Raw genomic sequence first — 22,673 nt, forward strand, 5'->3', positions numbered from 1 at the left:
AGGCAACACCGTGAGTGTCACAGCGCCCCAGGGCTTCCGCGCGGCCGGAGTCGCCGCGGGCCTGAAGGACGACGGCGCCCGGGACGTCGCCGTCGTCGTCAACGACGGCCCCTCCCGCGCGGCCGGAGCCGTCTTCACCACCGCCGACGACAAGGCCGCCCCCGTCCTGTGGTCCGAGCAGGTCCTCTCGGGCGGGCGCGTGCGCGCCGCCGTCCTCACCTCCGGCGGAGCCAACGCGGGCACCGGGCCCCCCGGCTTCCAGGACGTCCACGCCCAGGCCGAGCACACCGCCGGCCTGCTGGACGACTCCGCCGCCGAGGTCGCACTGTGCGCCACCGGCCCCGTCGGGTCCCGCCCGCCCCTGGACGCCCTGCGCCAGGGCGTCACCGCGGCCCTGGCCGAGGCCTCGCGCAGCGGGGGACTGGCCGCCGCCGACGCCATCCGCACCACCGACACCGTCGTCAAGATCGCCTTCCGGCGCGGCGACGGCTACACCGTCGGCGCCATGGCCAAGGGCCCCGACGCCTCCCTGTCCTCGGCGCTGTGCGTGCTCACCACCGACGCGGACCTCACCGCCGACCAGTGCCGGCGCCTGCTGGCCGACGCCGTGGGCAAGACCCTCGACCCGCTGACCGCCACCAACGACACCGTGCTGCTCATGGCCAGCGGTGCCGGCGGCGCCGTCCCCGACGAGGACGCCCTCACCGCGCTGCTGACCGAGGTACTGGCCGAGCTGGCCACCCAGATCGGCGCCGACACCCCCGCCACCGACCACGACCGGGCCCAGAACTCATGATCGCGCGCTCCACCCCCTCCACCGACAACCAGGCGCGGGACGTCGCCATAGACAAGGCCGCCAACCTCATCGAGGCGCTGCCCTGGCTCTCCCGCTTCCACGGCCGCACCGTCGTGGTCAAGTACGGCGGCAACGCCATGGTCAGCGAGGAGCTGCGCGTCCGCTTCGCCGAGTCCATCGTCTTCCTGCACTACGCGGGCCTGCGCCCCGTCGTCGTGCACGGCGGAGGGCCCCAGATCAGCGCCCAGCTCGAGCGCTCCGGGGTGGAGTCCACCTTCACCGCCGGACTGCGCGTGACCACCGACGAGGCCATGGACATCGTCCGCATGGTCCTCACCGGCCAGGTCAACCGCGAGATCGTCGGACTGGTCAACCAGCACGGCCCCTTCGCTGTCGGCATGTCCGGCGAGGACGCCAACCTCCTGACCGCCCGGCGCAAGGTCGTCGAGGTGGACGGCGGGACCGTCGACCTCGGACGCGTCGGCGAGGTCACCGGCGTCGACCCGGGCGCCGTCGCCGCGCTCCTGGCCGACGGCCGCGTCCCCGTGGTCTCCAGCGTCGCCCGCGCCGACGACGGCGGCGTCTACAACGTCAACGCCGACACCGCCGCATCCGCCCTCGCGGTCGCCCTGGGCGCCAGCAAGCTCATCATGCTCACCGACGTCGAGGGCCTGTTCTCCGACTACCCGCACAACACCGAGCTGGTCAGCCGCCTGGACGTCGACGAGCTGCGGGCCCTGCTGCCCTCCCTGTCCTCGGGGATGCTCCCCAAGATGGAGGCCTGCCTGCACGCCGTCGAGGGCGGCGTCCCCCAGGCCCACATCATCGACGGACGCCTCCCGCACTCCCTGCTCCTGGAGGTCTTCACCGACCAGGGCGTCGGCACCATGGTCGCCGACCCGGAGCTGGAGGCCGCCCTGCTCGCCGGAAACGGCCACACCCCGCGCCCCTGGCGCCCCAACGACACCACCGCCACGAACACAGGAGGCGCACAGTGACCAGCGGTTCCGAGCTGCGCGAGCGCTTCGCCGCGTCGCTCATGCCCAACTACGGCGTCCCGCCCGTCGCCCTCACCCTCGGGCGCGGCTGCGAGGTCTACGACGCCGACGGCCGCCAGTACCTCGACCTCATCGCCGGGATCGCCGTCTCCAGCCTCGGACACGGACACCCCGCCCTGGTCAAGGCGGTCGCCCACCAGACGGCCACCCTCGCCCACACCAGTAACCTGTTCGTCCACGAGCGCGAGGTCGAACTCGCCGAGCGCCTGGTCGGCCTGGTCGGCGGCGACGCCAAGGTCTTCTTCGCCAACTCCGGCACCGAGGCCAACGAGGCCGCCCTCAAACTGGTCAGACGCGCCGCCGGACCCGGCCGCCACTACTTCGTGGCCGCCGCCCAGGGCTTCCACGGCCGCACCTTCGGCGCCCTCGCCCTCACCGGCAAGGACGCCATCCGCGCACCCTTCGGCCCCTTCGGCATGGACGTGCGCTTCGTCCCCCACGGCGACCTGGACGCCCTCGCCGAGGCCGTCGACGAGCACTGCGTCGCCGTGTTCACCGAACCCACCCAGGGCGAGGCCGGGGTCGTCCCCGCACCGGAGGGCTACCTCGCCGGGGTCCGCCGCATCTGCGACGACACCGGGGCCGCCTTCGTCCTGGACGAGATCCAGAGCGGCATCGGCCGCACCGGCCGCTGGTTCGCCCACCAGGCCGAGAACGTGCGCCCCGACGTGCTCACCCTCGCCAAGGGACTGGGCGGAGGCCTGCCCATCGGCGCCTGCGTCGGCTTCGGCCGCTACGCCGACGCCTTCCACAAGGGCGACCACGGCTCCACCTTCGGCGGCAACCCCGTCGCCTGCGCCGCCGCCCTCGCCGTCATCGACACCATCGAGAGCGAGAACCTGCTCGCCCACGCCTCCGTCGCCGGCGAGGTGCTGGCCGAGAAGATCGACGCGCTCGACCACCCCCTCCTGGCAGGACAGCGCGGCAGCGGACTGTGGCGGGCCCTGGAGCTGACCGGGCCGCACGCCGCCCACGTGCAGGAGCAGGCGGCCGTGCGCGGCTTCCTGGTCAACGCCGTGGCCCCCGAAGCCGTCCGGATCGCCCCGCCCCTGGTCATCACACCCGAACAGCTCGAACTGTTCATCGAGGCGTTGCCCACCATCCTGGACGCCGCCGAGGCCGCCGCGACGAAGGAGCAGCAGTAGCATGACCCGTCACTTCCTACGCGACGACGACCTCACCCCGGCCGAGCAGGCCCGGGTGCTCGACCTCGCCGACGACATGAAGCAGGACCGCTTCGGCCACCGGCCGCTCGCCGGTCCGCGCACCGTGGCCCTGATCTTCGACAAGCCCTCCACCCGGACGCGCCTGTCCTTCTCCGTCGGCGTTGCCGACCTGGGCGGCAGCCCGCTGGTCCTGGACACGGCCAGCACCCAGATGGGCCGCGGCGAACCCCTGGAGGACACCGCCCGCGTCCTGGAGCGCCAGGTCGCCGCCGTCGTGTGGCGCACCTTCGCGCAGAGCGACCTGGAGACCCTGGCCGCGCACATCTCCGTCCCGGTGGTCAACTCCCTCACCGACGAGTTCCACCCCTGCCAGATCCTCGCCGACCTGCAGACCGTCCGCGAGCACAAGGGCACCCTGGCCGGACTCACCCTCGCCTACCTCGGTGACGGCGCCAACAACATGGCCCACTCCTACCTGCTGGGCGGCGCCACCGCCGGACTCCACGTGCGCGTCGGCGCCCCCGAGGGGCACCTCCCCGACCCGGGGGTGGTCGCCCGCGCCACCGAGATCGCCGAGGGCACGGGAGGGTCGGTCACGGTCACCTCCGATCCCGGCGAGGCCGCCCGTGGAGCCGACGTCCTGGCCACCGACACCTGGGTGTCCATGGGCCAGGAGGACGAGGCGGCCGAGCGCGAGGCGCCCTTCCGCCCCTACGCGATCGACGCCGACCTGCTCGCCACCGCCCACCCCGAGGCCGTCGTCCTGCACTGCCTGCCCGCCTACCGCGGCAAGGAGATCTCCGCCGAGGTCATCGACGGGCCCCACAGCGTGGTCTGGGACGAGGCGGAGAACCGCCGCCACGCCCAGAAGGCCCTGCTCGCCTTCCTGCTCGAGACTAGCGACAAGGCCGGGGCCGAGCGACGATGACGGCGGACAACGGTGGCACGGCGCCGATGACCAAGGCGGCCAGACACGCCCGGATCACCGATGTCCTCACCCGTGAGGACGTCCGCTCCCAGGGCGAACTGGCCAGGCGCCTGGCCGAGGCGGGAGTCCAGGTCACCCAGGCCACCCTGTCCAGGGACCTGGACGAGCTGGGCGCGGTCAAGCTCCGCACCGCCGACGGCCACCTGGCCTACGTGCTGCCCGGCGAGGGCGGCGAACGCCTGCAGCGCACCCGGCCCGACAGCCTCGACCTCGAACAGGTCTCCGGCGCCCGTCTGACCCGACTCGCCGAGGACCTGCTGGTCTCCGCCGAGGCCTCCGCCAACATGGTCATCGTCCGCACCCCGCCCGGCGCGGCCCAGTACCTGGCCTCGGCCATCGACCACACCGACTTCCACGCGATCCTGGGCACCATCGCGGGGGACGACACCATCCTGGTGATCTCCCGCGACCCCGGGGGCGGCGAGGAGCTGGCCGCCGCGCTCCTGCGACTGGCCGATCGCAGACCGTAACCTCGTGGGTGCGGCCCGGACCGCCGCACCGACGAAGCACCGAGGGGGACCCCATGACCGAGCGCGTCGTACTCGCCTACTCCGGAGGGCTCGACACCTCCGTGGCCATCGGCTGGATCGCCGAGGAGACCGGGGCCGAGGTCGTCGCCGTGGCCATCGACTGCGGCCAGGGCGGAGAGGACCTGGACGCGGTCCGCCGACGCGCCCTGGACTGCGGCGCCGTCGAGGCCGTCGTCGCCGACGCCCGCGACGAGTTCGCCAACGAGTACTGCGTCCCGGCCCTGCAGGCCAACGCCCTCTACATGGACCGCTACCCGCTGGTCTCGGCGCTGTCCCGCCCGCTGATCGTCAGGCACATGGCCGAGGCCGCCCGCTACCACGGCGCCACCATGGTCGCCCACGGCTGCACCGGCAAGGGCAACGACCAGGTCCGCTTCGAGGCCGGGCTCGCCGCCCTCTTCCCCGAGCTGGAGGTCCTGGCCCCGGTCCGCGACTCCGGCATGACCCGCGACAAGGCCATCGCCTTCGCCGAGGACAAGGGACTGCCGATCGACGTCAGCAAGAAGTCGCCCTACTCCATCGACCAGAACCTCTTCGGCCGCGCGGTGGAGACCGGCTTCCTGGAGGACATCTGGAACGGCCCCATCGAGGACGTCTACGACTACACCCGGGACCCCGCCGAGCAGCGCGAGCCCGACGAGCTCGTCATCACCTTCACCGCCGGTGTGCCCACCGCGATCGACGGCAGGGAGCTCACCCCGCTCCAGGTCCTGGAGGAGACGAACCGCCGCGCGGGGGACCAGGGCATCGGCCGCATCGACATGGTCGAGGACCGCCTCGTCGGCATCAAGAGCCGCGAGGTCTACGAGGCCCCCGGCGCGATCGCCCTCATCACCGCCCACCAGGAGCTGGAGAACGTCACCGTCGAGCGCGAGCTGGCCCGCTACAAGCGCGGCGTCGACCAGCGCTGGGGCGAGCTCGTCTACGACGGCCTGTGGTTCTCCCCGCTCAAGGACGCGCTGCAGACCTTCGTCACCGAGGCCAACAAGAACGTGACAGGCGACATCCGCATGGTCCTGCACGGCGGCCGCGCCGTGGTCACCGGCCGCCGCAGCGAGGCGTCCCTGTACGACTACGGCCTGGCCACCTACGACACCGGCGACACCTACGACCAGTCCCTGGCCCGCGGCTTCATCGACGTCTTCGGCATGCCCGCGAGGATCGCCGGCCTGCGCGACCGGCGCCGCACCAAGTAACACCCCGGCGGTGCGGGACCGACCGGCCCCGCGCCACCCGCACATCACACGTCAAGGAGACTTCCATGGCCGACCAGCCCGAGGCGCTGCGCCTGTGGGGAGGCCGCTTCGAGGGCGGCCCCGACCAGGCCCTGGCGCGGCTGTCGCTGAGCACCCACTTCGACTGGCGCCTGGCCCGCCACGACATCGCCGGCTCGCGTGCCCACGCCCGCGCGCTGCACCGCGCCGGGCTGCTCACCGCCGGCGAGCTGGAGCGCATGCTCGCGGGGCTGGACCGGCTGGAGGCCGACGTGGCCTCCGGGGCGTTCACCCCCGTCCTGGAGGACGAGGACGTGCACACCGCGCTGGAGCGCGGCTTCATCGAGCGGGTCGGCCCCGAACTGGGGGGCCGGCTGCGCGCCGGGCGCTCGCGCAACGACCAGATCGCCACCCTCGTCCGCATGTACCTGCGCGAGGAGGCCCGCCGGATCGCCGACCAGCTCCTGGACCTGGTGCAGGCCCTGGCGGACCAGGCGGCGGCCCATCCCGGCGCCGCCATGCCCGGCCGCACCCACCTGCAGCACGCCCAGCCGGTGCTGCTCGCCCACCAGCTCATGGCGCACGCATGGCCGCTGGTGCGCGACGTCGAGCGGCTGCGCGACTGGGACCGCCGCGCCGCGGTCTCCGCCTACGGCTCCGGTGCGCTGGCCGGGTCCTCCCTGGGGCTGGACCCCCAGGCGGTCGCGGCCGAGCTGGGCTTTCCCGACTCGGTGGACAACTCCATCGACGGCACGGCCGCCCGCGACGTGGTCGCCGAGTTCTCCTTCGTCACCGCCATGATCGGGGTGGACCTGTCCCGGCTGTCGGAGGAGGTCATCCTGTGGGCGACCAAGGAGTTCTCCTTCGTCACGCTCGACGACGCCTTCTCCACCGGCTCCTCGATCATGCCGCAGAAGAAGAACCCCGACGTGGCCGAGCTCGCGCGAGGCAAGGCCGGACGCCTGGTCGGCGACCTCGCCGGGCTGCTCACGACCCTCAAGGGGCTCCCGCTGGCCTACAACCGCGACCTGCAGGAGGACAAGGAGCCGGTCTTCGACGCGGTGGACACCCTGCACCTGCTGCTGCCCGCCATGACCGGTATGGTCGCCACCCTGACCTTCCACACCGACCGTATGGCCGAGCTGGCCCCCCAGGGTTTCTCCCTGGCCACCGACATCGCCGAGTGGCTGGTGCGCGAGCGCGTGCCCTTCCGGGAGGCGCACGAGATCGCGGGTGCCTGCGTGCGGGTGTGCGAGGAGCGCGGTATCGACCTGCCCGACCTCGGTGACGACGACCTCGCCGCCATCTCCGCGCACCTGACCCCGGCGGTGCGCGAGGTCCTCACCGTGCCCGGGTCGCTGGCCTCCCGGTCCGGTAGGGGCGGTACCGCGCCGGTCCGGGTCGCCGAGCAGCTGGAGCGGCTGCGCTCGGGGATCGACGAGCACCGGAAGGGCTTCGTCGCCTGAGCCCAGCGGACGGCCTGCGGCCGCAGCAGCCCGCCCGTCGCCCTCCACCAACCTCAAAGGACGGCCTGCGGCCGCAGTAGTCCTCCTCACCTTGCTCCCGCCGCCCTCAAGGTCGGGGCCCGCGGTCCTCGCGGCCCCTGCGGTAGGCGGTTCCTCCCGCCTGTTCCGGGCGCGCGTCCACACCGGGCGCGCGCCCGGACGCGTTCGTACGGCCCCCTCCCGCGACCGTGTCCGCGGTGCCCGCATTCTCCTCGCGCCCATTTTGGAATTAGCCCCGCGAGGGCCGTGAGAGTGCGATAGCGTCCTGAGTCTGTGGGCACCAAGCGTGGTATGCCCTGTGCGCACCGTGACGAAGTCTTCGGCCGGAGACCGTCGGCGTACCAGCGCGGTGCACGGTGCACCCACGCTCGACAGGCGTCCGCGACCAGTCGGTGGGAGGAACGCAATGGGGAACACGGGAGGCACCGGCCGAGGCGGCATCAGGGCTCAGATCAACAAGATCGTGCTGATCCCCAGCATCACCTTCCTGGCACTGTTCGTCGTGCTCAGCACGGCCACGCTCGCCCAGGCGGTGTCGCTGCGAGCCGCGGTCGGCGACGGACGGGCCGGAATCCAGCTCGCCGAGGCCCTCATCCGGCTGCAGGAGGAACGCCGGCTGAGCGCCGAGTACCTCGCCGCGCCCGGAGAGGACGGGCGCGAGGCGCTGGCCGAGGCGGCCGAGCGTACGGACGGGGCGCTCGCGTCCGTACGCGACCTGCACGACGACCTCGGCGACCAGGACGATCCGGCCACCGGTCCCCTCACCGAGGACTTCCTCGCGTCGCTGGGCGCCGTCGAGGAGCTGCGTACCGACAACCTCTCCGACCCCGGTCCGGCCGAGGACGCCGTCACCGTCTACAGCACCGCCATCGAACAGGGCATCCTCCTCTACGCCAGCACGGCGCGCTCCCTGGACAACGGGCCCGCCACCGCCGAGGCAGCCGCCACCACCGACCTGATGTGGGCCCAGGAGAGCTTCAGCCACGCCGACGCGCTCATCAGCGTCGTCCTCGCCGGGAACGCCCTGGACCGCGGCCAGCAGGTCCGGATAGCCGCCCTCATCGCCGACGCCCGCCACCGCGTCGACACCGTGCACCCCGGAACCGCCGACGGCCGCGAGCCCCCCGCGCTGGGCACCCTCGCCGGGAGCAGGGCCTGGCAGGACGCCCTCGCCATCGCCGACACCCTCGTCCACCACGAGGCGCCCGCCAGCGACGCCCCCCTCACGTCCGAGCAGGCCCGCGAGCTCGAACCGCCCTCCGGAACCGGCGACTGGCGCGAGCACGCCGACCAGGTCAACGCCGCCATGGGCGACGTGACCACCGAACGCGCGGGCTCCGTCGTCACCGCCACCGAGGACGCCAGCTCCTGGATGCTCACCCTCGCCGTGGGCGGCAGCATCCTCTCGCTGTTCGCGGGCACCCTCGCCTACGGTGTGGCCTCCCGCTCCGCTGGACGGCTCACCTACCGGCTCGCCCAGCTGCGCGCCGACACCCTGGGCACCGCGCGCAGCGACCTACCCCGCATCGTGCGCCGCCTGGAGGCGGGCGACCACGTCGACCTCGACACCGAGATGAAGCAGCTCGACCACGGCGACGACGAGGTGGGCCAGGTCGCCGACGCCTTCAACATCGCCCAGCGCACCGCCGTGGGCGCCGCCGTCAAGCAGGCCGACATCCGCGCGGGCGTCAACCGGGTCTTCCTCGGCATCGCCCACCGCCACCAGTCCCTCCTGCAGCGCCAGCTCCAGCTCCTGGACCGCGTCGAACGGGAGGAGGAGGACCCCGACCTGCTGGAGAGCCTCTTCCAGCTCGACCACCTGGCCACCCGGGGCCGCCGCCACGCCGAGAACCTCATCATCCTGGGCGGCGCCCAGCCCGGCCGCCGCTGGCGCCGCCCCGTCCCGCTCGTGGACGTCCTGCGCGGCGCCATCTCCGAGACCGAGGAGTACGCCAGGGTCCGGCTGACCTCCGCCCCCGACCTGTCGCTGTCCGGTGCCGCCGTGGCCGACGTCATCCACCTGCTCGCCGAACTCGTCGAGAACGCCACCGCCTACTCTCCGCCGCACACCGAGGTCACCATCGCCACCGAGTCCGTTCCCAAGGGCGTGGCCGTGGAGATCGAGGACCGCGGCCTGGGCATGACCGAGGAGGTCCTGGCCGAATCCAACAGAACGCTCAGTGAGGCTCCCGAGTTCGACGTCATGACACCCGGCGCGGACTCGCACCTGGGGTTGTTCGTGGTCGCGCGCCTCGCGGCCAAGCACGACATCCGGGTGCAGCTGCGGCACTCGCCCTACGGTGGGACCCGGGCCGTGGTGCTCGTTCCCAACGCCCTCATCGCCGCCTCCTCCACCGCACCCGAACGGCCCCGCGCCGCCGCGCGGCAGGGAGCCCACTCCACGGTGCAGGAGCCGTCGGGGGCGGAGGAGCCCGCCGACCTGCTCGCCGTGGGTGAGAGCCCCCACCACGTCCGCCCCGTCCTGCGCCCGGTGCCCCGGCACGGCGACGACGGCGGGCGTGCGGCCGAGAGCCCCTCCCGGCCCCCCCTGTTGCGCCGGGTCCCCCCGCCGGCCCCCGAAGCGCCCTCCGCGCCCGCAACGCCCGGCGCGCACCCCGGCACCGACCCCTCGGCCCCCGCCGAGCGGATCGGTAGCGGACCGGGTCGCCCCGGGCTGCCCAGGCGCAGGCGCCAGGCCAGCCTCGCCCCTCAGCTCAGGACCGAACCCGTGTCGGAGCGGACCGCGTCCGCTCCGGCGGGCGCCGACGAGAGGACCCCCGAACAGGCACGGCGGATGATGAACGCCTTCAGCGCCGGAACCCGGCGCGGTCGGGCCGCGGACATCGACGCCGACGTTGACGCCGACAGGCGTGAACACAGCAGTGACGGCCAGGTCGGCGTGAGCGTCGACGATCACATGGGAGAGAGCGACTGACATGGTGGGCAAGAGCAAGGCCGCGGACAACCTGGACTGGCTCCTGGACGACCTGGTCGACCGCGTCGTCGGTGCCGAGCACGCGATCGTGCTGTCGGCCGACGGGCTGTTGCTCGGACGCTCGCGAGGGCTGGTCCCGGAGGACGCCGAGCACCTGGCGGCCCTGGCCTCGGCGTTCCAGAGCCTGGCACGGGGAACGGGGCGGCACTTCGGCGGCGGCGACGTCCGCCAGACCGTGGTGGAGATGGAGCACTCCTACCTCTTCGTCACCGCGGCGGGCGCGGGAGCGTGCCTGTCCGTGCTGGCCACCGAGGACGCGGACGTCGGGCTGGTCGCCTACGAGATGAACCTGAGGGTCAAGCGGGTCGGCCAGTTCCTCACCGCCGCGCCGCGCAGGTCCGACCAGCTCACCGTCACGGGAGGAGCCGGTTCGTGAACACGTCCGACGAACGGTACGGAGCACGTACGTCCGGCCCCGGGGACGGGCCGGCGGGACGGTCGCCGGGCCACCAACCGCCGCCGTGGTACCGGGGCCGAGGACATCCCACCTCCGAGGGGCCGTCGGCGGGGGTCGCGCTCGGCGACGCCCCCGCGGGCCCCCTGGTGCGTCCCTACACCATGACCCGGGGGCGCACCCGCCCCTCCACCGGCCCGCGCCTGGACCTGGTCACCATCGTGGTCACCGCGCGCGACCTCAAGGAGCGCGACAGGGAGCCGGAGCAAGAGGCGATCGTGCGGCTGTGCCACAGACCGATATCGGTGGCGGAGATCTCCGCCCGGCTCGACATTCCCCTGACCGTCGTCAGGGTGCTCCTGGGAGACCTCCTCGCCGACGGCGACGTGCGGACCAGGGCGACCATGACACAGCTTCCCGAGAAGAAAGTACTTCAGGCGGTACTCGATGGCATCCGCAGACTCTGAGACCAGGCCGCAGGAGGCGATCCCGCAGGCGGTCAAGATCATCATCGCCGGGGGGTTCGGCGCGGGCAAGACCACCCTGGTCGCCTCCGTCAGCGAGATCACCCCTCTGAGCACCGAGGAGGTGATGACCGAGGCCAGCTACGGGGTGGACGACATCGGGGGAGTGGAGCACAAGACCACCACCACGGTCGCTCTGGACTTCGGCCGGATCACCATCAACCACGACATCGTCCTGTACCTGTTCGGGACCCCCGGCCAGAACCGGTTCTGGTTCATGTGGGACGAACTGGCCGAGGGGGCGCTGGGCGCGGTCGTCCTGGCCGACACCCGCCGGCTGGACACCTGTTTCCACGCCGTGGACTTCTTCGAGCGGCGCGGGGTACCGTTCGTGGTCGCGGTGAACCGCTTCGAGGGCTCCACCGTCTACCGTGAGGAGGAGGTCCGCGAGGCGCTGGACGTCTCCGCCGAGGTCCCCATCGTCCTGGCCGACGCCCGTGAGCGCGAGTCCTGCAAAGAGGTGCTGGTCGAGCTGGTCACCCACGTGATCCGGGGCCGCGATCCCGTCATGAGCGGCTGATCAGCCCGGGGGCCACCCCGGGCACTCCCTGCGGATTCGATCCGGTATACGTTCGGAGGAACACGCCCATGAAACAGGGTGCCGAACGCTACAATGTCGCGGCAGTGACCACCGGTCCGACCGGGCACCCCCATCCGCCTCTCATCTGAATCCTGGTATGCGAAACTCTGATCGACTTCCTCCACGCGAACTGCCCAAGCGCCGTTCCGGCCGCCACCGCAACCCCTTGTCCTTCGACAACTGGTTCGGTACCCCCGCCCTGATCATGGCGGTCCCAGGCACGGCCGAAGCGGCCAGGTGCGCCGACGGCGAGTCGATCGGTGCCCGCATGGCCGACCTCGTGCGCGCCTACCGCCCCGAGGTCACCATCCGCTACGGGCACACCGAGGGCGACGAGCAGACCCTCGTCGAGGCGCTCGAGGGTCTGGAGGGCTCCGACGACCGCCCCCTGTCCGGCGTCGTCGTCCCCCTGGTCACGGCCCCCCACACGGGGGTGTCCGCCGCGATCGAGGCGGCCGTCGACCGGACCGGCGCCGACGCACGCGTCACCGAGGGCCTGGGCCCGCACCCGATGCTCGCCGAGGTACTGCACCTGCGCCTGGCCGAGGCCGGATACGTGCGCGCCGACCGCATGCGCCTGATCAGCGTGGTCGCCCGCGACACCACCATGGCGGACGGGGTGGTGGTCGGGGCCGTCGGCGGTGAGGGCGCTGTCGGGGCCGCCGGTGTGACCGCCGTGCTGCTCGCCGCGCGCCTGGGCCTGACCGTGCTGCCCGCCGACCTGGAGAACGAGGCGTCGGTCGAGCAGATGGTGGGCCAACTGCGCCAGGGCGGATGCCAGCGCCCGGTGATCGCGCCCAGCGCCCTGGGCCCGGAGCTGCCCCGCGAGAAGCTGGAGGAGCTCGCCACACGTCTGGGCGCCAGACTCGGCGATCCCCTGGGCTCGGACAGCCTGCTGGGCAAGATCGCCGCCCTGCGCTACGCCGAGGTCCTGAACTCCCTGGGGGTGGAGCAGCCGCCCACGGTCGAGGAACTGCCCGCCCCGGTGGGCTCCCGGCACCGTCCGGAGTCCTGAAGGGCCGGCGCCCTGAGAAGCAGGCGCACGAGCGCGACACGCCTACTCCACAGGGCATCACGCGCCCCGAGGGCCGTCCGCACAGCGGGCGGCCCTTCGTCGTTCCCACCGCAGGACCTGCGGTTTCCTCCCCGTGGGGGCGCTGCCGACACACTCCCGGGCAGAGTACGGTCAAAGAAAAGGCAACTGATAGTGATCGTTTGACAGCATAAAGCAAGAATTTTTCGATAGCCTCGGCACGACCGAAAGCCGCCGAGGCACCCTCCCGGAGCCCGGCAACCGCACAGGCTGGAGGGGGCCATGCGCCGAACCCGCGACAACGCGCCCACGATCCGCGGGCAGCTCACCCGTATCGTGCTGATCCCGAGCCTGTGTTTCCTCGCCCTCTGGCTCGTCGTCGCCGCTGTCGGCACGATCCAGGCCGTCCAGCTCATGGGCGCCGTCAACCAGGCGCGCGAGGGAACACAGGTCTTCTCCGACGTGTCCAAGGAGCTGCGCGCCGAGCGCAGGCTCTCCGTGATCTACCTGGGCCGCTACGAACAGAGCGGCTCCGACGCCCGGGCGAGCTCCGCCCTCGACGAGCAGCGCGAGGCCACCGACACCGCCATGGCGGACGCCGTCGCCTTCGCCGAACGGCTGCAGGGCACCCGTGACCACGAGGTCCAGCGCAGCGCGACCGCCTTCCTGGACACTCCCGAGGCCCTGGCGGAGGCCCGCCTGCGCCTCGACGAGCACACCGTCGGGCAGGAGGAGACCCTCATGCGCTACGGCGGGGTCCTGGACTCCGCCACCGGCGCCATCATCGCGCTCGTGCACACCACCGACGGCGGGGAGAACCTCACCGACGCCGTCCTGACCAGCGAACTCCTGAACGCGCGCTCCGCCTACGCCACCGCCGACGCCCTGCTCGCGGGCAACCTCGCCCGGGGGGAGATGAGCTATGAGGAGACGGCGCACTTCACCTACCTCACCGCCTCCTACCGCGACACCCTGGACTCGGCGGACGCGGTCATGCACCCGAGTGTGCGGGCACGCTACGACGCGATGACCTCCCAGCAGTCCTGGACCCGCGCCGAGGAGCTCAGCCGCCGGGTGGTCACCCGGCCTCCCCTCGCCGAGCCCGGACCATCCGGCCCGGACGAGCCGGATGGTCCGGAGGAGCGCTCGGATCCGGCCGACCCCGAGGGCGACGGGTCCGACACCCGGTGGAACACCGACATCGACGTCGCCGCCGACGAGTGGGACGGCTCCTCGGCCCAGGCCGTGCTGACGCTGGACGAGCTGGTCCGGTCCCAGACCGGGCGGACGGTCGACCTGGCCTGGAGAGCCGCCCTGCTGCAGATCTCCCTCGCCGCGGCGGCGGCCGTACTGACCCTGGCCTGCGGCATCGCCGCCATCGCCGTGGTCGGCCGCTCCTCACGCCGCCTCACCGACCGCCTGGCCCGCCTGCGCGGGCAGATCCTGGAGCGCGACGAGGACCTGCCCGACATCGTCGACCGGGCCCAGCGCGGCGAGAAGGTCGACGTCCAGGAGGAGCTGCCGCAGCTGGACGAGTGCGGGGACGACGAGATCGGGCAGGTCGCCGAGGCCTTCGACGCCGCCCAGCTCACCGCCGTGGAGTCGGCGGTGCGCCAGGCCGAGATCCGCCGGGGAGCCAACCGCGCCTATCTGGGCATCGCCTTCCGCAACCAGAACCTGGTCCAGCGCCAGCTGCGCCTGCTCGACGAGATCGAGCAGAACGAACAGGACCCCGAGGCGCTGCGCCGCCTGTTCCGCCTGGACCACCTGGTCACACGGGCGCGCCGCTACTCCGACAACCTCATCATCCTGGGCGGCGGCCAGTCGGTCCGACGCTGGCGCCAGCCGCGTCCGCTCGTGGACGTGCTGCGTGCCGCCATCGCCGAGACCGAGGACTTCGAGCGCGTCCGCCTGGTCTCCGCGCCCCGTGTGCTCATGCACGGCCAGGTGGTCGCCGACGTGGTGCACCTGCTCGCCGAGCTGGTGGAGAACGCCACGCAGTTCTCCCCCGCGGGCACGCCCGTGGACGTCAGCTGCACCCCGGCCGCGGAGGGCCTGGTGGTGGAGGTCGAGGACCGCGGCCTGGGCATGTCCGAGCACGGGTACGCGGAGGCGAGGCGCACCCTCGCCCAGCCTCCGGAGTTCGACGTGATGGCGCTGCCCGACGATCCCCGCCTGGGACTGTTCGTGGTCTCCCGCCTGGCCGACCGGCACGGCGTTCGGGTGTGGCTGCAGCCCTCGCCCTACGGGGGCACCCGGGCGACCACGCTGATCCCCGCCTCGCTGCTGGAGCCGGCGGAGAACACCGTGACGGTCACGGACGCGCTGACCGGCGCGAACACACCGTCGGGCGGTTCGGGCGGTCCCTACGGGACACCGTCTCGTACCGGCCCCCTCCCGCTGCGCGGTTCCCCGCCCGGCGACGGGGCGGCGCACCCACCGGTCGGCCCGGCCCAGAGCGGTCCGCAGAGGCCGGTGCGGACCGGACCGCAAACGCCCGTCCCGAGCGGTCCCCAGACCCCCGTTCCGCCCAACGGGTACGGCGGTCCGCAGCCCTTCACCGCTCCGACCGTGCGGACCGGGCCCCAGGGGACCGTCCCGCCGGTGGTGCGGACCGGACCGCAGAGGCCGGTCCCGCCCAACGGGCACATCCGCCCCGAGGACCCGGCGTACCGGCCTCCCGCTTCCACACCACCGAGGGGGAAAGGTGAGAACTGACGGTGTCCACGGCCACGAGGCGGCCGCCGACGGACCCCCCGAGGAGACGCTTCGGGATCCGGTGCCGAACACCCGCCGCCACGACGGAGAACCCGGGGAGGAACGCTTCCTGCGCCCCTTCGCCGTGACCGCGGGAGATCCCGGAGCCCACGCCGTCCTCGGCCCCGAACACGCGGGGGTCGACATGCTCAGCCTGGTCGTCGCCGCGCGCGTCCCGGGCCGCCACGAATGGCTGCGCCCCGAGCGCGAGGCCATCCTCGACCACGCCCTGCGCGCCCGTACCGTGGTCGAACTCGCCGCCGAGGTGGGCCTGCCGGTCGGCCAGGTCAGGGGCATCGTCGCCGCCATGATCGCCGACGGGTCGCTCCAGCGCTGCGGCCCCTCGCGCCCCCTCGGCCGCCAGGACATCCTGCACGCCGTCCTGGCGGGGCTGTGCTCGCTCTGACCGGGAGGGCCCGCCCCGCCCGCCGGGGAGCGGTTGCTAGCGTGCCGCCATGCGCAGCAGCGAACACATCGGCGTCGTCGGGGCGGGAATCGTCGGCCTGGCCCTGGCACGCCGCCTCATCCTCCGGCGCCCCGGCACCCGCGTCACCGTCCTGGAGAAGGAGGACCGGGTCGCCGCGCACCAGACCGGCCGCAACAGCGGCGTCGTCCACGCGGGGCTCTACTACAGGCCCGGCTCCCTCAAGGCCACCCTGTGCCGGCGCGGCGTCGGCCTGCTCAGGGACTACTGCGCCGAGCACGGGCTGCCCTACCAGGAGGTCGGCAAGCTCCTGGTGGCCGCCGACGCCGACGACGAGGCCCGCCTGGACGACATCCAGCGCCGCGCCGTGGAGAACGGCGTCCCCGGTGTCACCCGGCTGGGCCCGGAGGGGCTGCGCGGGATCGAGCCCCACGCGGCCGGAACGGGGGCCCTGTACTCGCCCGGCACCGCCATCACCGACTTCGCCGCCGTGGCCGAGCAGTTCGCCGACGACGTGCGCCGCTCCGGCGGCCGTGTCCTGCTCGACACCCCCGTGCTGGACCTGCGCCAGGACCACGGCGGTGTCCGGGTCCTCACCGGAGACCCCCGGGGCGAGCGGACCGTGCACCGCTTCGACCGCCTGGTGCTCTGCGGCGGACTGCACAGCGACCGCCTCGCCCGCATGGCCGGAGCCGCCGACGACCCCCGCGTGGTGCCCTTCCGCGGCCAGTACCACGAACTCGTCCCCGAACGCCGCCACCTGGTCAACGGCCTGCTCTATCCCGTCCCCGACCCCCGGTACCCCTTCCTCGGAGTGCACCTGACCCGCCACGTCCACGGCGAGGTCATGGCCGGGCCCAACGCGATCCTCGCCACCGCGCTGGAGGGCTACCGGGCCCGGGACCTGGACACCGGCGAACTCGCGCGGACCCTGTCCTGGCCCGGGTTCTGGCGCCTGGCCCGCCGCCACTGGACCGTGGGGGCCAAGGAGACCCTCGTGTCGGCCTCGCGCGCGGCCTTCGCCGCCCAGGCGCGGCGGCTGCTGCCCGAACTGGCCGCGGCCGACCTGCGCCCGGCACCGGCCGGGGTCCGCGCCCAGGCCCTGGCCCGGGACGGCTCCCTGCTCGACGACTTCCACGTCGACACCCACGAAAGGGTGGTGTGCGTGCGCAACGCACCCTCGCCCGCGGCCACGTCCTCACTGGCGATCGCCGAGTTCCTCACCGACACGTTCGTTCCCTGAGCCCGCGGGTACACAGCCCCGACACGGGCCCGGCGCGTGCCGGGGGCGGGTTCTCCACAGGCCGGAGGACACTCTGGTGGCGGCCTCGGCGGCGCCCCACCATAGGAGACGGCGCTGGTCCGGGAGGGTCCCGCGACCGCCGCCGGAGGTGGACATGCGCGTTGTCCGGTGGGCCGCGGCGTTCCTCGCCGCCGCGCTCGCGCTCGTACTCACCGCGGCTCCGGCCGCCACCAGCCCACGAGGGGGAGAGTTGGACGGATTCACCATCGGGCACCTGCCCGACCAGATCGACGACCAGACCTCGGTCTCCGAGTTCGAGTACGAGTGGGGCGACGTGTCCTTCTCCAGCCGGGTGTGGGAGAGGGCCCTGGAGGGGGGAGGGGCCAGGGTCGTCCTGCAGGTCCTGGTCATGCGCGGTGCGGGGCTCACCGACCTGGCGGCCGTCCGCGACTTCCTCGCCGAGTACCACGAGCGCGCGCCCGACTGGGAGCTCACCGAGTTCGACAACAACGGCCGCGCCGCCCTGCACGGCGAGACCGAGGCCTTCTGGACACCGGCCGAGGGCGTGGCGGTGGAGGTCCGCGACGCCTTCGGCCTCATCGGCCAGGAGGAGCTGCTGGCCACCGCGCGCGGTGTCGGAACCGAGCATCCCGGCTGAGCGGCCGGCCCCGGCCGAGCGGCCTCAGCAGCCGGAGAGCACCTCGCGCAGCGCCGCCTCCTCGTCCGGGTCCACGGTCAGGTCCCACACGTGCTTGACCTCGATCCACGAGACCACGTAGTCGCAGTGCGAGGACTCCAGCGGCGGCAGCCAGTGCGCGGGGTCGTCGTCGCCCTTGGAGCGGTTGGACGAGGCGCTGACCGCCCACAGCTGGGAGGAGTCCAGGTCGTTGGCGAAGCGTCCGCGCTTCTCCGTCGTCCACGCGTGGGCGCCCGAACGCCACCCCTCCTTCAACGCCACCATGTGGTCGATGTCGATGTCCTGTGCCTCTGTGAGGGTCTCCCCGTCGTAGGGGCTGTACCAGGAGCCGGACACCGGCTGGCAGTCCTCGTCGGTCTCCACGTTCTCGCCGTCGCGCAGCAGGACCACCTGGCGGGTGGTGCAGTCGTCCTGGACGCCCGAGTCCCAGTGAGGGAACAGCGCGCGGTCGTACCCGTCCGGGTCGTTCTCCGCCTCCACCCGCAGTTCCTCCAACTGCCGGAGGGCCTGTTCCGCCGGCCCGTCGGGGGAGGCCGTGCCATCGGTCCCCGGAGCTGCGCTGCTCTCCGACCCGGGTTCGACCACCCCCAGCTGGTACAGGACGAACACGGCGACGGCGAGGGCGCCGACCACGGCGGACACGAGACCGCCGATCTTCGACGAGGCCTTCTTGGGCATCAGGTGACTCCACAACGCTTCGCGGACCGCGCACGGGAGCGGCGACGGTCGTGCCACCAGCTTGGCCCATGCCCGCACCCGGCGAGAACACCGCCCGGGCCAGGAGTTCCTCACCGGTGAGGGAGGCGCGTCCGCCGCGGAGGGAGGTTCGGGTCACAGCAGGTCGAACAGGAAGGAACCCACCAGGATCAGGCCGACGCCCGCGCTGTACAGCTGCGCCCGGGCGCGGCTCGGATGGTCCCGGAGCGTGCGCCAGGAGTACAGGAGCGCACCCGCCAGCACCAGTGCACCCTCGACCACGGCCGCCACCGCGGGAGACTCCCACAGTCCCAGCCCCAGGAGCGGCAGCCCGCCCGCGCCGCCGGGCAGGACCACCAGGTCCGGCCGGTGCACCAGCAGGTCCAGGAGCCAGTGGCCGAACACGGTCCCGCCCAGGACCACGCCGGCGTCCCGTCCCCACCGGTCCCGGAGGAACACGTGCGTCAGTCCGCCCACGAGTAACGCCAGCACCAGGTTGCCGACCAGTGCGTGTGAGTACTCCGCGGTGATGAGGAGGGAGCCGTAGCCGCTCAGGCCGGGCCCGGCCGGTTCCCCGCTCTCGACCCCCAGCGCGGCCAACGGCAGGAAGACCAGGTCCGGTAGCTGTGTCGCCACCAGGAGCGCGCCCATGGGAAGTGCCGGGCGCCAGGCCTTGATGATCCCCGCCACCCCGAAGTGTCCGGCCAGCATCGGTCACGGCTCCGTTCCGTCGTTCGTTCGCCCCGCCGAGCCGGGCCACTGCCGAAGGGCGCGCACGAGGCCCTCCACCAGGAGCGCGTAGGTCTCGTCCACGTCCTCGGGGAGCCCGAACCCGCCGTGCGCCTCCACGTCCACGAATCCGTGCAGCGCGCTGCGCAGCGCCCGGATCGCGTGCACCAGCTGGTCCTCGGGGAGCCCGAACCCGCGCAGCACCTCAGCCAGCACCCGCACGGGGTCGGCGGTCAGGACCGGTTCGGCCCCGGCCAGCAGGGGCAACCGCTGCAGGGCGGTGTAGCGCCCCGGGTGCTCGTGCGCGTAGCGGCGGTAGGCCTCGGCCGTCGAGCGCAGCGCGTCGGGGCCGGACCGGCCCACGGCGGCCCGCTGGATCCGCTCGCCGAGGCCGTTCGCGCCCAGCAGCGCCACCTCACGGCGCAGCCCCGCCAGTCCGTCGACGTGCTTGTACAGGCTGGGCGTGGCGACCTTGAGCCGTTTGGCGACCGCGGCCAGGGACAGGGAGTGGAAGCCCTCCTCGTCGCTGAGCCGTGCGGCCTCCTCGGCCACCAGCGTCGGCGTCAGACCCGCCCTAGGCACTGGGCACGACCTTCCCGATCAGCGACTCCAGGGCGGGCACGACCACGTCGGGCCGCTGGGCCTGGGGGTAGTGGCCGCACTCGGGCACCATCACGACGGAGCCGCGGACCACCGAGGCCGCCCACTCGGCCTCGGCGCGCGGGTCCTTCCAGTCGGAGTCCTGCTCGCCCACGATCACCACGGCCTCGGCCCGCAGCTCCGCGGTCTCCAGGACCTCCTCGTGGGGCGCGTAGACGGTGTCGTACACGGCGCGGTACCTGGCGGCCGGGCGCAGCATCCCGAGGACGCGGTCCAGGTGCTCCTGGTGCCCCTCGGGGGTGCGTCCGGTGTTCAGGCTGTCGTAGTAGCCCGCCACCGCCCGCGGGCCCCACGGCCGGACCAGCATGAGCCGCTGCGCGATCCGCATGAACAGGGAGGGAGAGGGCTGGCGGAGGAAGGGCGCGAGCAGGGCGATGCCCGCCACCAGGTCGGGCCGCTCCTTCGCCGCGATGGTCACGGCCGCTCCGCCCACGGAGTTGCCCGCCATCACCACGTTCTCCCCGCCCAGGTCCTCGGCGAGCGCGACGGCGTCGGTGGCCGCCGCCCGGTTGGTGTGGTCGTCGAAGGTGGTGTCGCTGTCACCGTGGCCGCGCAGGTCCATGGCGGCGACCCGGTACCCGGCTTCGGCGAGTGCGGCGCCGACGAACCGGAAGGAGGCCCGGTGGTCGAACATACCGGGCACGCAGACCACGAGGGTCCCCGTGTTCTCCGCTCCGTAGAGGTCGTAGGCGATCCGTCCCTGGGGGCGCTCGAGGTGGTGCATCGTGGGGTCCCTCACGTCCTGGCTCATCTCCATAGCCTTAAAGCTAATGCCATTAGCCAAGCGGGGCAAGGGAAGGGGCCGAGGTTCTTCGCCGGAGCCCGGGTCGGGGCGGGCCGGGCACAGGAGCGCGAGCACGCAGTCCGTGAGCAGTGGCTCGGGGACAGCCGATAGCGTGGAGGCGGGCCGTGAACCGGATGCCCGTCCGCGGCGACCGGCCTACACTTCAAGGCAGATCGAGCCCCACGGGGCCCGCCTACACGACAGAGAGCAACACAGTGACCGACATCATCGACGAACTCCAGTGGCGCGGCCTGCTCGCGCAGACGACCGACCTTGACGCACTGCGCAAGGCGCTCGCCGATGGTCCGATCACCCTGTATTGCGGATTCGACCCGACGGCGGGCAGCCTGCACGTGGGCCACCTCACCCAGATCCTGACCCTGGCCCGCTTCCAGCAGGCGGGGCACCGCCCGATCGCCCTGGTCGGAGGCGGCACGGGTCTCATCGGCGACCCCAAGCCCAGTGCCGAGCGCCAGCTCAACTCGCCGGAGACCGTGCAGGGTTGGGTCGGCAACCTGGCGGGACAGCTGTCCGCGTTCTTGCGCTTCACCCCCGAGGGGGAGAAGCCCGAACCGACCGACGCCGTCCTCGCCGACAACGCCGACTGGCTCGGCGGGATCAACGCCATCGAGTTGCTGCGCGACGTCGGCAAGCACTTCAGCATCAACCAGATGCTCGCCCGGGAGACGGTGAAGAGCCGCCTGGACGGCGAGGGCATGAGCTACACCGAGTTCAGCTACGTGCTGCTGCAGTCCTACGACTACGTGCAGCTCTACCGGCGCTACGGCTGCACGCTGCAGACCGGCGGCTCCGACCAGTGGGGCAACATCACCGCGGGCCTGGACCTGGTCCGCAGGATGGACGGCAACGAGCCGCACGGCCAGGCGCACGGGCTGACCACGAACCTGCTCACCAAGGCGGACGGGACCAAGTTCGGCAAGACCGAGTCCGGCAGCGTCTGGCTCGACCCCGAACTGACCTCGCCCTACGCCTTCTACCAGTTCTGGTTCAACGCCGACGACCGCGACGTGGTGCGCTACCTCAAGACCTTCAGCTTCCGCAGTCGGAGCGAGATCGAGGAGCTGGAGCGCCAGACCGAGGAGCGTCCGCAGGCCCGCGCCGCCCAGCGCACCCTGGCCGAGGACCTGACCACGCTGGTGCACGGCGAGGAGGAGTGCCGCAAGGTCAAGGAGGCCAGCCTGGCGCTGTTCGGTCGGGCGGACCTGTCCGACCTGGACGCCCGCACGCTGGACGCGGCCCTGGCCGAGGTGCCCAAGGCCGAGGTCAGCGGTTCCGTGGACGAGCTGCTCGTGACCGACATGTTCGCGCAGAGCGGCCTGACGCCGAGCAAGTCCGCGGCCCGTCGCGCCGTCCAGGAGGGCGGGGCCTACGTGAACAACGTCAAGGTCACCGACGTGGAGGCCACGCTCAGCGCCGAGGACGTGCTCCAGGGGCGCTTCGTGGTGCTGCGCAAGGGCAAGCGCAACATCGGCGGTGTCGTCCTCAACGGCTGACGCTCCCACCGACACACCGGGCCACGGGCCGGCGCCTTCGCGGGCGCCGGTCCGTGGCCGTGTCCGGTCCTTGGTGCGCCGGGCCCAGGCCGGGCGGGACCGGGTGCCGGCCTGCGGTCGTGTCGAGTCCCGGCCGGAAGCTGGAAGGTTTGTGGGGGATGCGGGTTTGGAGAGGGAACCTCCCGGGCAGAACGCTTCCTGTCTGACACAAACAGCCGACACGCGGATCTGGTGTTGAGGACCGCGTACGTCAAGGGGCCTTCACAAGCCGCCCACACGGGGCGACGGGGTCCCGGATCCCAGGTTCAACCCCTGGTCCGGGCTCTGGTTTGACGCTTGCCCCTGCTCTCCCTATACTCGAAAGAGTCGCTGCGGGACGGCGAGGA

General features: G+C 72.8%; 21 protein-coding genes. 17 read left to right on the forward strand and 4 right to left on the reverse strand.

The window, feature by feature from the left end:
* Nucleotides 1-10: 10 nt before the first annotated feature.
* The 16 genes from A6A08_RS13715 (at nt 11) to A6A08_RS13790 (ending at nt 17,865) form a co-directional block, all read left to right on the forward strand.
* Complete coding sequence (locus tag A6A08_RS13715) at nt 11-796, forward strand: bifunctional ornithine acetyltransferase/N-acetylglutamate synthase (RefSeq protein WP_073702987.1); 786 nt, start codon at nt 11-13, stop codon at nt 794-796.
* Nucleotides 793-1,794, forward strand: coding sequence for an acetylglutamate kinase (gene argB, locus A6A08_RS13720; RefSeq protein ID WP_073702988.1), 1,002 nt, complete (start codon nt 793-795; stop codon nt 1,792-1,794). Before A6A08_RS13715 ends, argB begins: the two co-directional genes overlap by 4 nt.
* Entirely contained in the window at nt 1,791-2,999 is a 1,209-nt protein-coding gene (locus A6A08_RS13725; RefSeq protein ID WP_073702989.1) for an acetylornithine transaminase, read from the forward strand. Before argB ends, A6A08_RS13725 begins: the two co-directional genes overlap by 4 nt.
* Nucleotide 3,000: 1 nt before the next feature.
* On the forward strand, nt 3,001-3,948 hold the full coding sequence (argF, locus tag A6A08_RS13730; RefSeq protein ID WP_073702990.1) for an ornithine carbamoyltransferase: 948 nt from the start codon (nt 3,001-3,003) through the stop codon (nt 3,946-3,948).
* Complete coding sequence (locus A6A08_RS13735; protein ID WP_073702991.1) at nt 3,945-4,478, forward strand: arginine repressor; 534 nt, start codon at nt 3,945-3,947, stop codon at nt 4,476-4,478. The genes argF and A6A08_RS13735 overlap by 4 nt, the downstream gene beginning before the upstream one ends.
* A gap of 53 nt (nt 4,479-4,531) precedes the next feature.
* Nucleotides 4,532-5,734, forward strand: coding sequence for an argininosuccinate synthase (locus A6A08_RS13740; protein WP_073702992.1), 1,203 nt, complete (start codon nt 4,532-4,534; stop codon nt 5,732-5,734).
* Nucleotides 5,735-5,799: 65 nt separating this feature from the next.
* Nucleotides 5,800-7,218 carry an argininosuccinate lyase gene (gene argH / locus A6A08_RS13745; RefSeq protein ID WP_073702993.1) on the forward strand — a complete coding sequence of 473 codons (1,419 nt, stop codon included), beginning with the start codon at nt 5,800-5,802 and terminating at the stop codon, nt 7,216-7,218.
* Nucleotides 7,219-7,663: 445 nt separating this feature from the next.
* Nucleotides 7,664-10,192 carry an ATP-binding protein gene (locus A6A08_RS13750; protein WP_073702994.1) on the forward strand — a complete coding sequence of 843 codons (2,529 nt, stop codon included), beginning with the start codon at nt 7,664-7,666 and terminating at the stop codon, nt 10,190-10,192.
* A 1-nt stretch (nt 10,193) separates the two neighbouring features.
* Complete coding sequence (locus tag A6A08_RS13755) at nt 10,194-10,628, forward strand: roadblock/LC7 domain-containing protein (RefSeq protein WP_073702995.1); 435 nt, start codon at nt 10,194-10,196, stop codon at nt 10,626-10,628.
* Nucleotides 10,625-11,113 carry a DUF742 domain-containing protein gene (locus A6A08_RS13760; protein WP_073702996.1) on the forward strand — a complete coding sequence of 163 codons (489 nt, stop codon included), beginning with the start codon at nt 10,625-10,627 and terminating at the stop codon, nt 11,111-11,113. The genes A6A08_RS13755 and A6A08_RS13760 overlap by 4 nt, the downstream gene beginning before the upstream one ends.
* Nucleotides 11,094-11,690, forward strand: coding sequence for an ATP/GTP-binding protein (locus A6A08_RS13765; RefSeq protein ID WP_073702997.1), 597 nt, complete (start codon nt 11,094-11,096; stop codon nt 11,688-11,690). The genes A6A08_RS13760 and A6A08_RS13765 overlap by 20 nt, the downstream gene beginning before the upstream one ends.
* Before the next feature lie 157 nt (nt 11,691-11,847).
* Nucleotides 11,848-12,765 carry a sirohydrochlorin chelatase gene (locus A6A08_RS13770; RefSeq protein WP_073702998.1) on the forward strand — a complete coding sequence of 306 codons (918 nt, stop codon included), beginning with the start codon at nt 11,848-11,850 and terminating at the stop codon, nt 12,763-12,765.
* Nucleotides 12,766-13,065: 300 nt separating this feature from the next.
* On the forward strand, nt 13,066-15,501 hold the full coding sequence (locus A6A08_RS13775; RefSeq protein WP_073702999.1) for a nitrate- and nitrite sensing domain-containing protein: 2,436 nt from the start codon (nt 13,066-13,068) through the stop codon (nt 15,499-15,501).
* A complete protein-coding gene (locus A6A08_RS13780) occupies nt 15,491-15,946 on the forward strand; it encodes a DUF742 domain-containing protein (protein ID WP_199866927.1) in 456 nt (151 codons plus the stop codon). Before A6A08_RS13775 ends, A6A08_RS13780 begins: the two co-directional genes overlap by 11 nt.
* 49 nt (nt 15,947-15,995) lie before the next feature.
* Nucleotides 15,996-17,207, forward strand: a complete 1,212-nt coding sequence (gene lhgO / locus A6A08_RS13785; protein ID WP_073703000.1) for an L-2-hydroxyglutarate oxidase — start codon at nt 15,996-15,998, stop codon at nt 17,205-17,207.
* A gap of 250 nt (nt 17,208-17,457) precedes the next feature.
* Nucleotides 17,458-17,865, forward strand: coding sequence for a hypothetical protein (locus tag A6A08_RS13790; RefSeq protein ID WP_073703008.1), 408 nt, complete (start codon nt 17,458-17,460; stop codon nt 17,863-17,865).
* A gap of 24 nt (nt 17,866-17,889) precedes the next feature.
* On the opposite strand, the gene A6A08_RS13795 is transcribed toward A6A08_RS13790, so the two are convergent.
* From A6A08_RS13795 to A6A08_RS13810, 4 genes are all read right to left on the reverse strand, one after another.
* A complete protein-coding gene (locus tag A6A08_RS13795; protein WP_073703001.1) occupies nt 17,890-18,582 on the reverse strand; it encodes an HNH endonuclease family protein in 693 nt (230 codons plus the stop codon).
* Nucleotides 18,583-18,735: 153 nt separating this feature from the next.
* Nucleotides 18,736-19,311 carry a permease gene (locus A6A08_RS13800; protein ID WP_073703002.1) on the reverse strand — a complete coding sequence of 192 codons (576 nt, stop codon included), beginning with the start codon at nt 19,309-19,311 and terminating at the stop codon, nt 18,736-18,738.
* A 3-nt stretch (nt 19,312-19,314) separates the two neighbouring features.
* The gene (locus A6A08_RS13805) at nt 19,315-19,911 is read right to left on the reverse strand and encodes a TetR/AcrR family transcriptional regulator (RefSeq protein WP_073703003.1); all 597 of its coding nucleotides are present in this window, start codon (nt 19,909-19,911) and stop codon (nt 19,315-19,317) included.
* A complete protein-coding gene (locus A6A08_RS13810; protein ID WP_073703004.1) occupies nt 19,904-20,713 on the reverse strand; it encodes an alpha/beta fold hydrolase in 810 nt (269 codons plus the stop codon). The genes A6A08_RS13805 and A6A08_RS13810 overlap by 8 nt, the downstream gene beginning before the upstream one ends.
* Before the next feature lie 275 nt (nt 20,714-20,988).
* On the opposite strand from A6A08_RS13810, the gene tyrS reads away from it, so the two are divergent.
* Nucleotides 20,989-22,287, forward strand: a complete 1,299-nt coding sequence (gene tyrS / locus A6A08_RS13815) for a tyrosine--tRNA ligase (RefSeq protein ID WP_073703005.1) — start codon at nt 20,989-20,991, stop codon at nt 22,285-22,287.
* The last annotated feature ends 386 nt before the right edge of the window (nt 22,288-22,673 follow it).

Source organism: Nocardiopsis sp. TSRI0078 (genome assembly GCF_001905145.1).
Taxonomy (GTDB): domain Bacteria; phylum Actinomycetota; class Actinomycetes; order Streptosporangiales; family Streptosporangiaceae; genus Nocardiopsis.

Excerpts from the sequence above, each read along its gene's own strand:
- lhgO (WP_073703000.1), top strand. The coding sequence starts at position 15,996 with ATGCGCAGCAGCGAACACATCGGCGTCGTCGGGGCGGGAATCGTCGGC.
- A6A08_RS13765 (WP_073702997.1), top strand. The coding sequence starts at position 11,094 with ATGGCATCCGCAGACTCTGAGACCAGGCCGCAGGAGGCGATCCCGCAG.
- A6A08_RS13800 (WP_073703002.1), bottom strand. The coding sequence starts at position 19,311 with ATGCTGGCCGGACACTTCGGGGTGGCGGGGATCATCAAGGCCTGGCGC.
- A6A08_RS13735 (WP_073702991.1), top strand. The coding sequence starts at position 3,945 with ATGACGGCGGACAACGGTGGCACGGCGCCGATGACCAAGGCGGCCAGA.
- A6A08_RS13750 (WP_073702994.1), top strand. The coding sequence starts at position 7,664 with ATGGGGAACACGGGAGGCACCGGCCGAGGCGGCATCAGGGCTCAGATC.
- A6A08_RS13755 (WP_073702995.1), top strand. The coding sequence starts at position 10,194 with ATGGTGGGCAAGAGCAAGGCCGCGGACAACCTGGACTGGCTCCTGGAC.
- A6A08_RS13795 (WP_073703001.1), bottom strand. The coding sequence starts at position 18,582 with ATGCCCAAGAAGGCCTCGTCGAAGATCGGCGGTCTCGTGTCCGCCGTG.
- A6A08_RS13740 (WP_073702992.1), top strand. The coding sequence starts at position 4,532 with ATGACCGAGCGCGTCGTACTCGCCTACTCCGGAGGGCTCGACACCTCC.
- A6A08_RS13770 (WP_073702998.1), top strand. The coding sequence starts at position 11,848 with ATGCGAAACTCTGATCGACTTCCTCCACGCGAACTGCCCAAGCGCCGT.
- A6A08_RS13810 (WP_073703004.1), bottom strand. The coding sequence starts at position 20,713 with ATGCACCACCTCGAGCGCCCCCAGGGACGGATCGCCTACGACCTCTAC.
- A6A08_RS13775 (WP_073702999.1), top strand. The coding sequence starts at position 13,066 with ATGCGCCGAACCCGCGACAACGCGCCCACGATCCGCGGGCAGCTCACC.
- argB (WP_073702988.1), top strand. The coding sequence starts at position 793 with ATGATCGCGCGCTCCACCCCCTCCACCGACAACCAGGCGCGGGACGTC.
- argF (WP_073702990.1), top strand. The coding sequence starts at position 3,001 with ATGACCCGTCACTTCCTACGCGACGACGACCTCACCCCGGCCGAGCAG.
- argH (WP_073702993.1), top strand. The coding sequence starts at position 5,800 with ATGGCCGACCAGCCCGAGGCGCTGCGCCTGTGGGGAGGCCGCTTCGAG.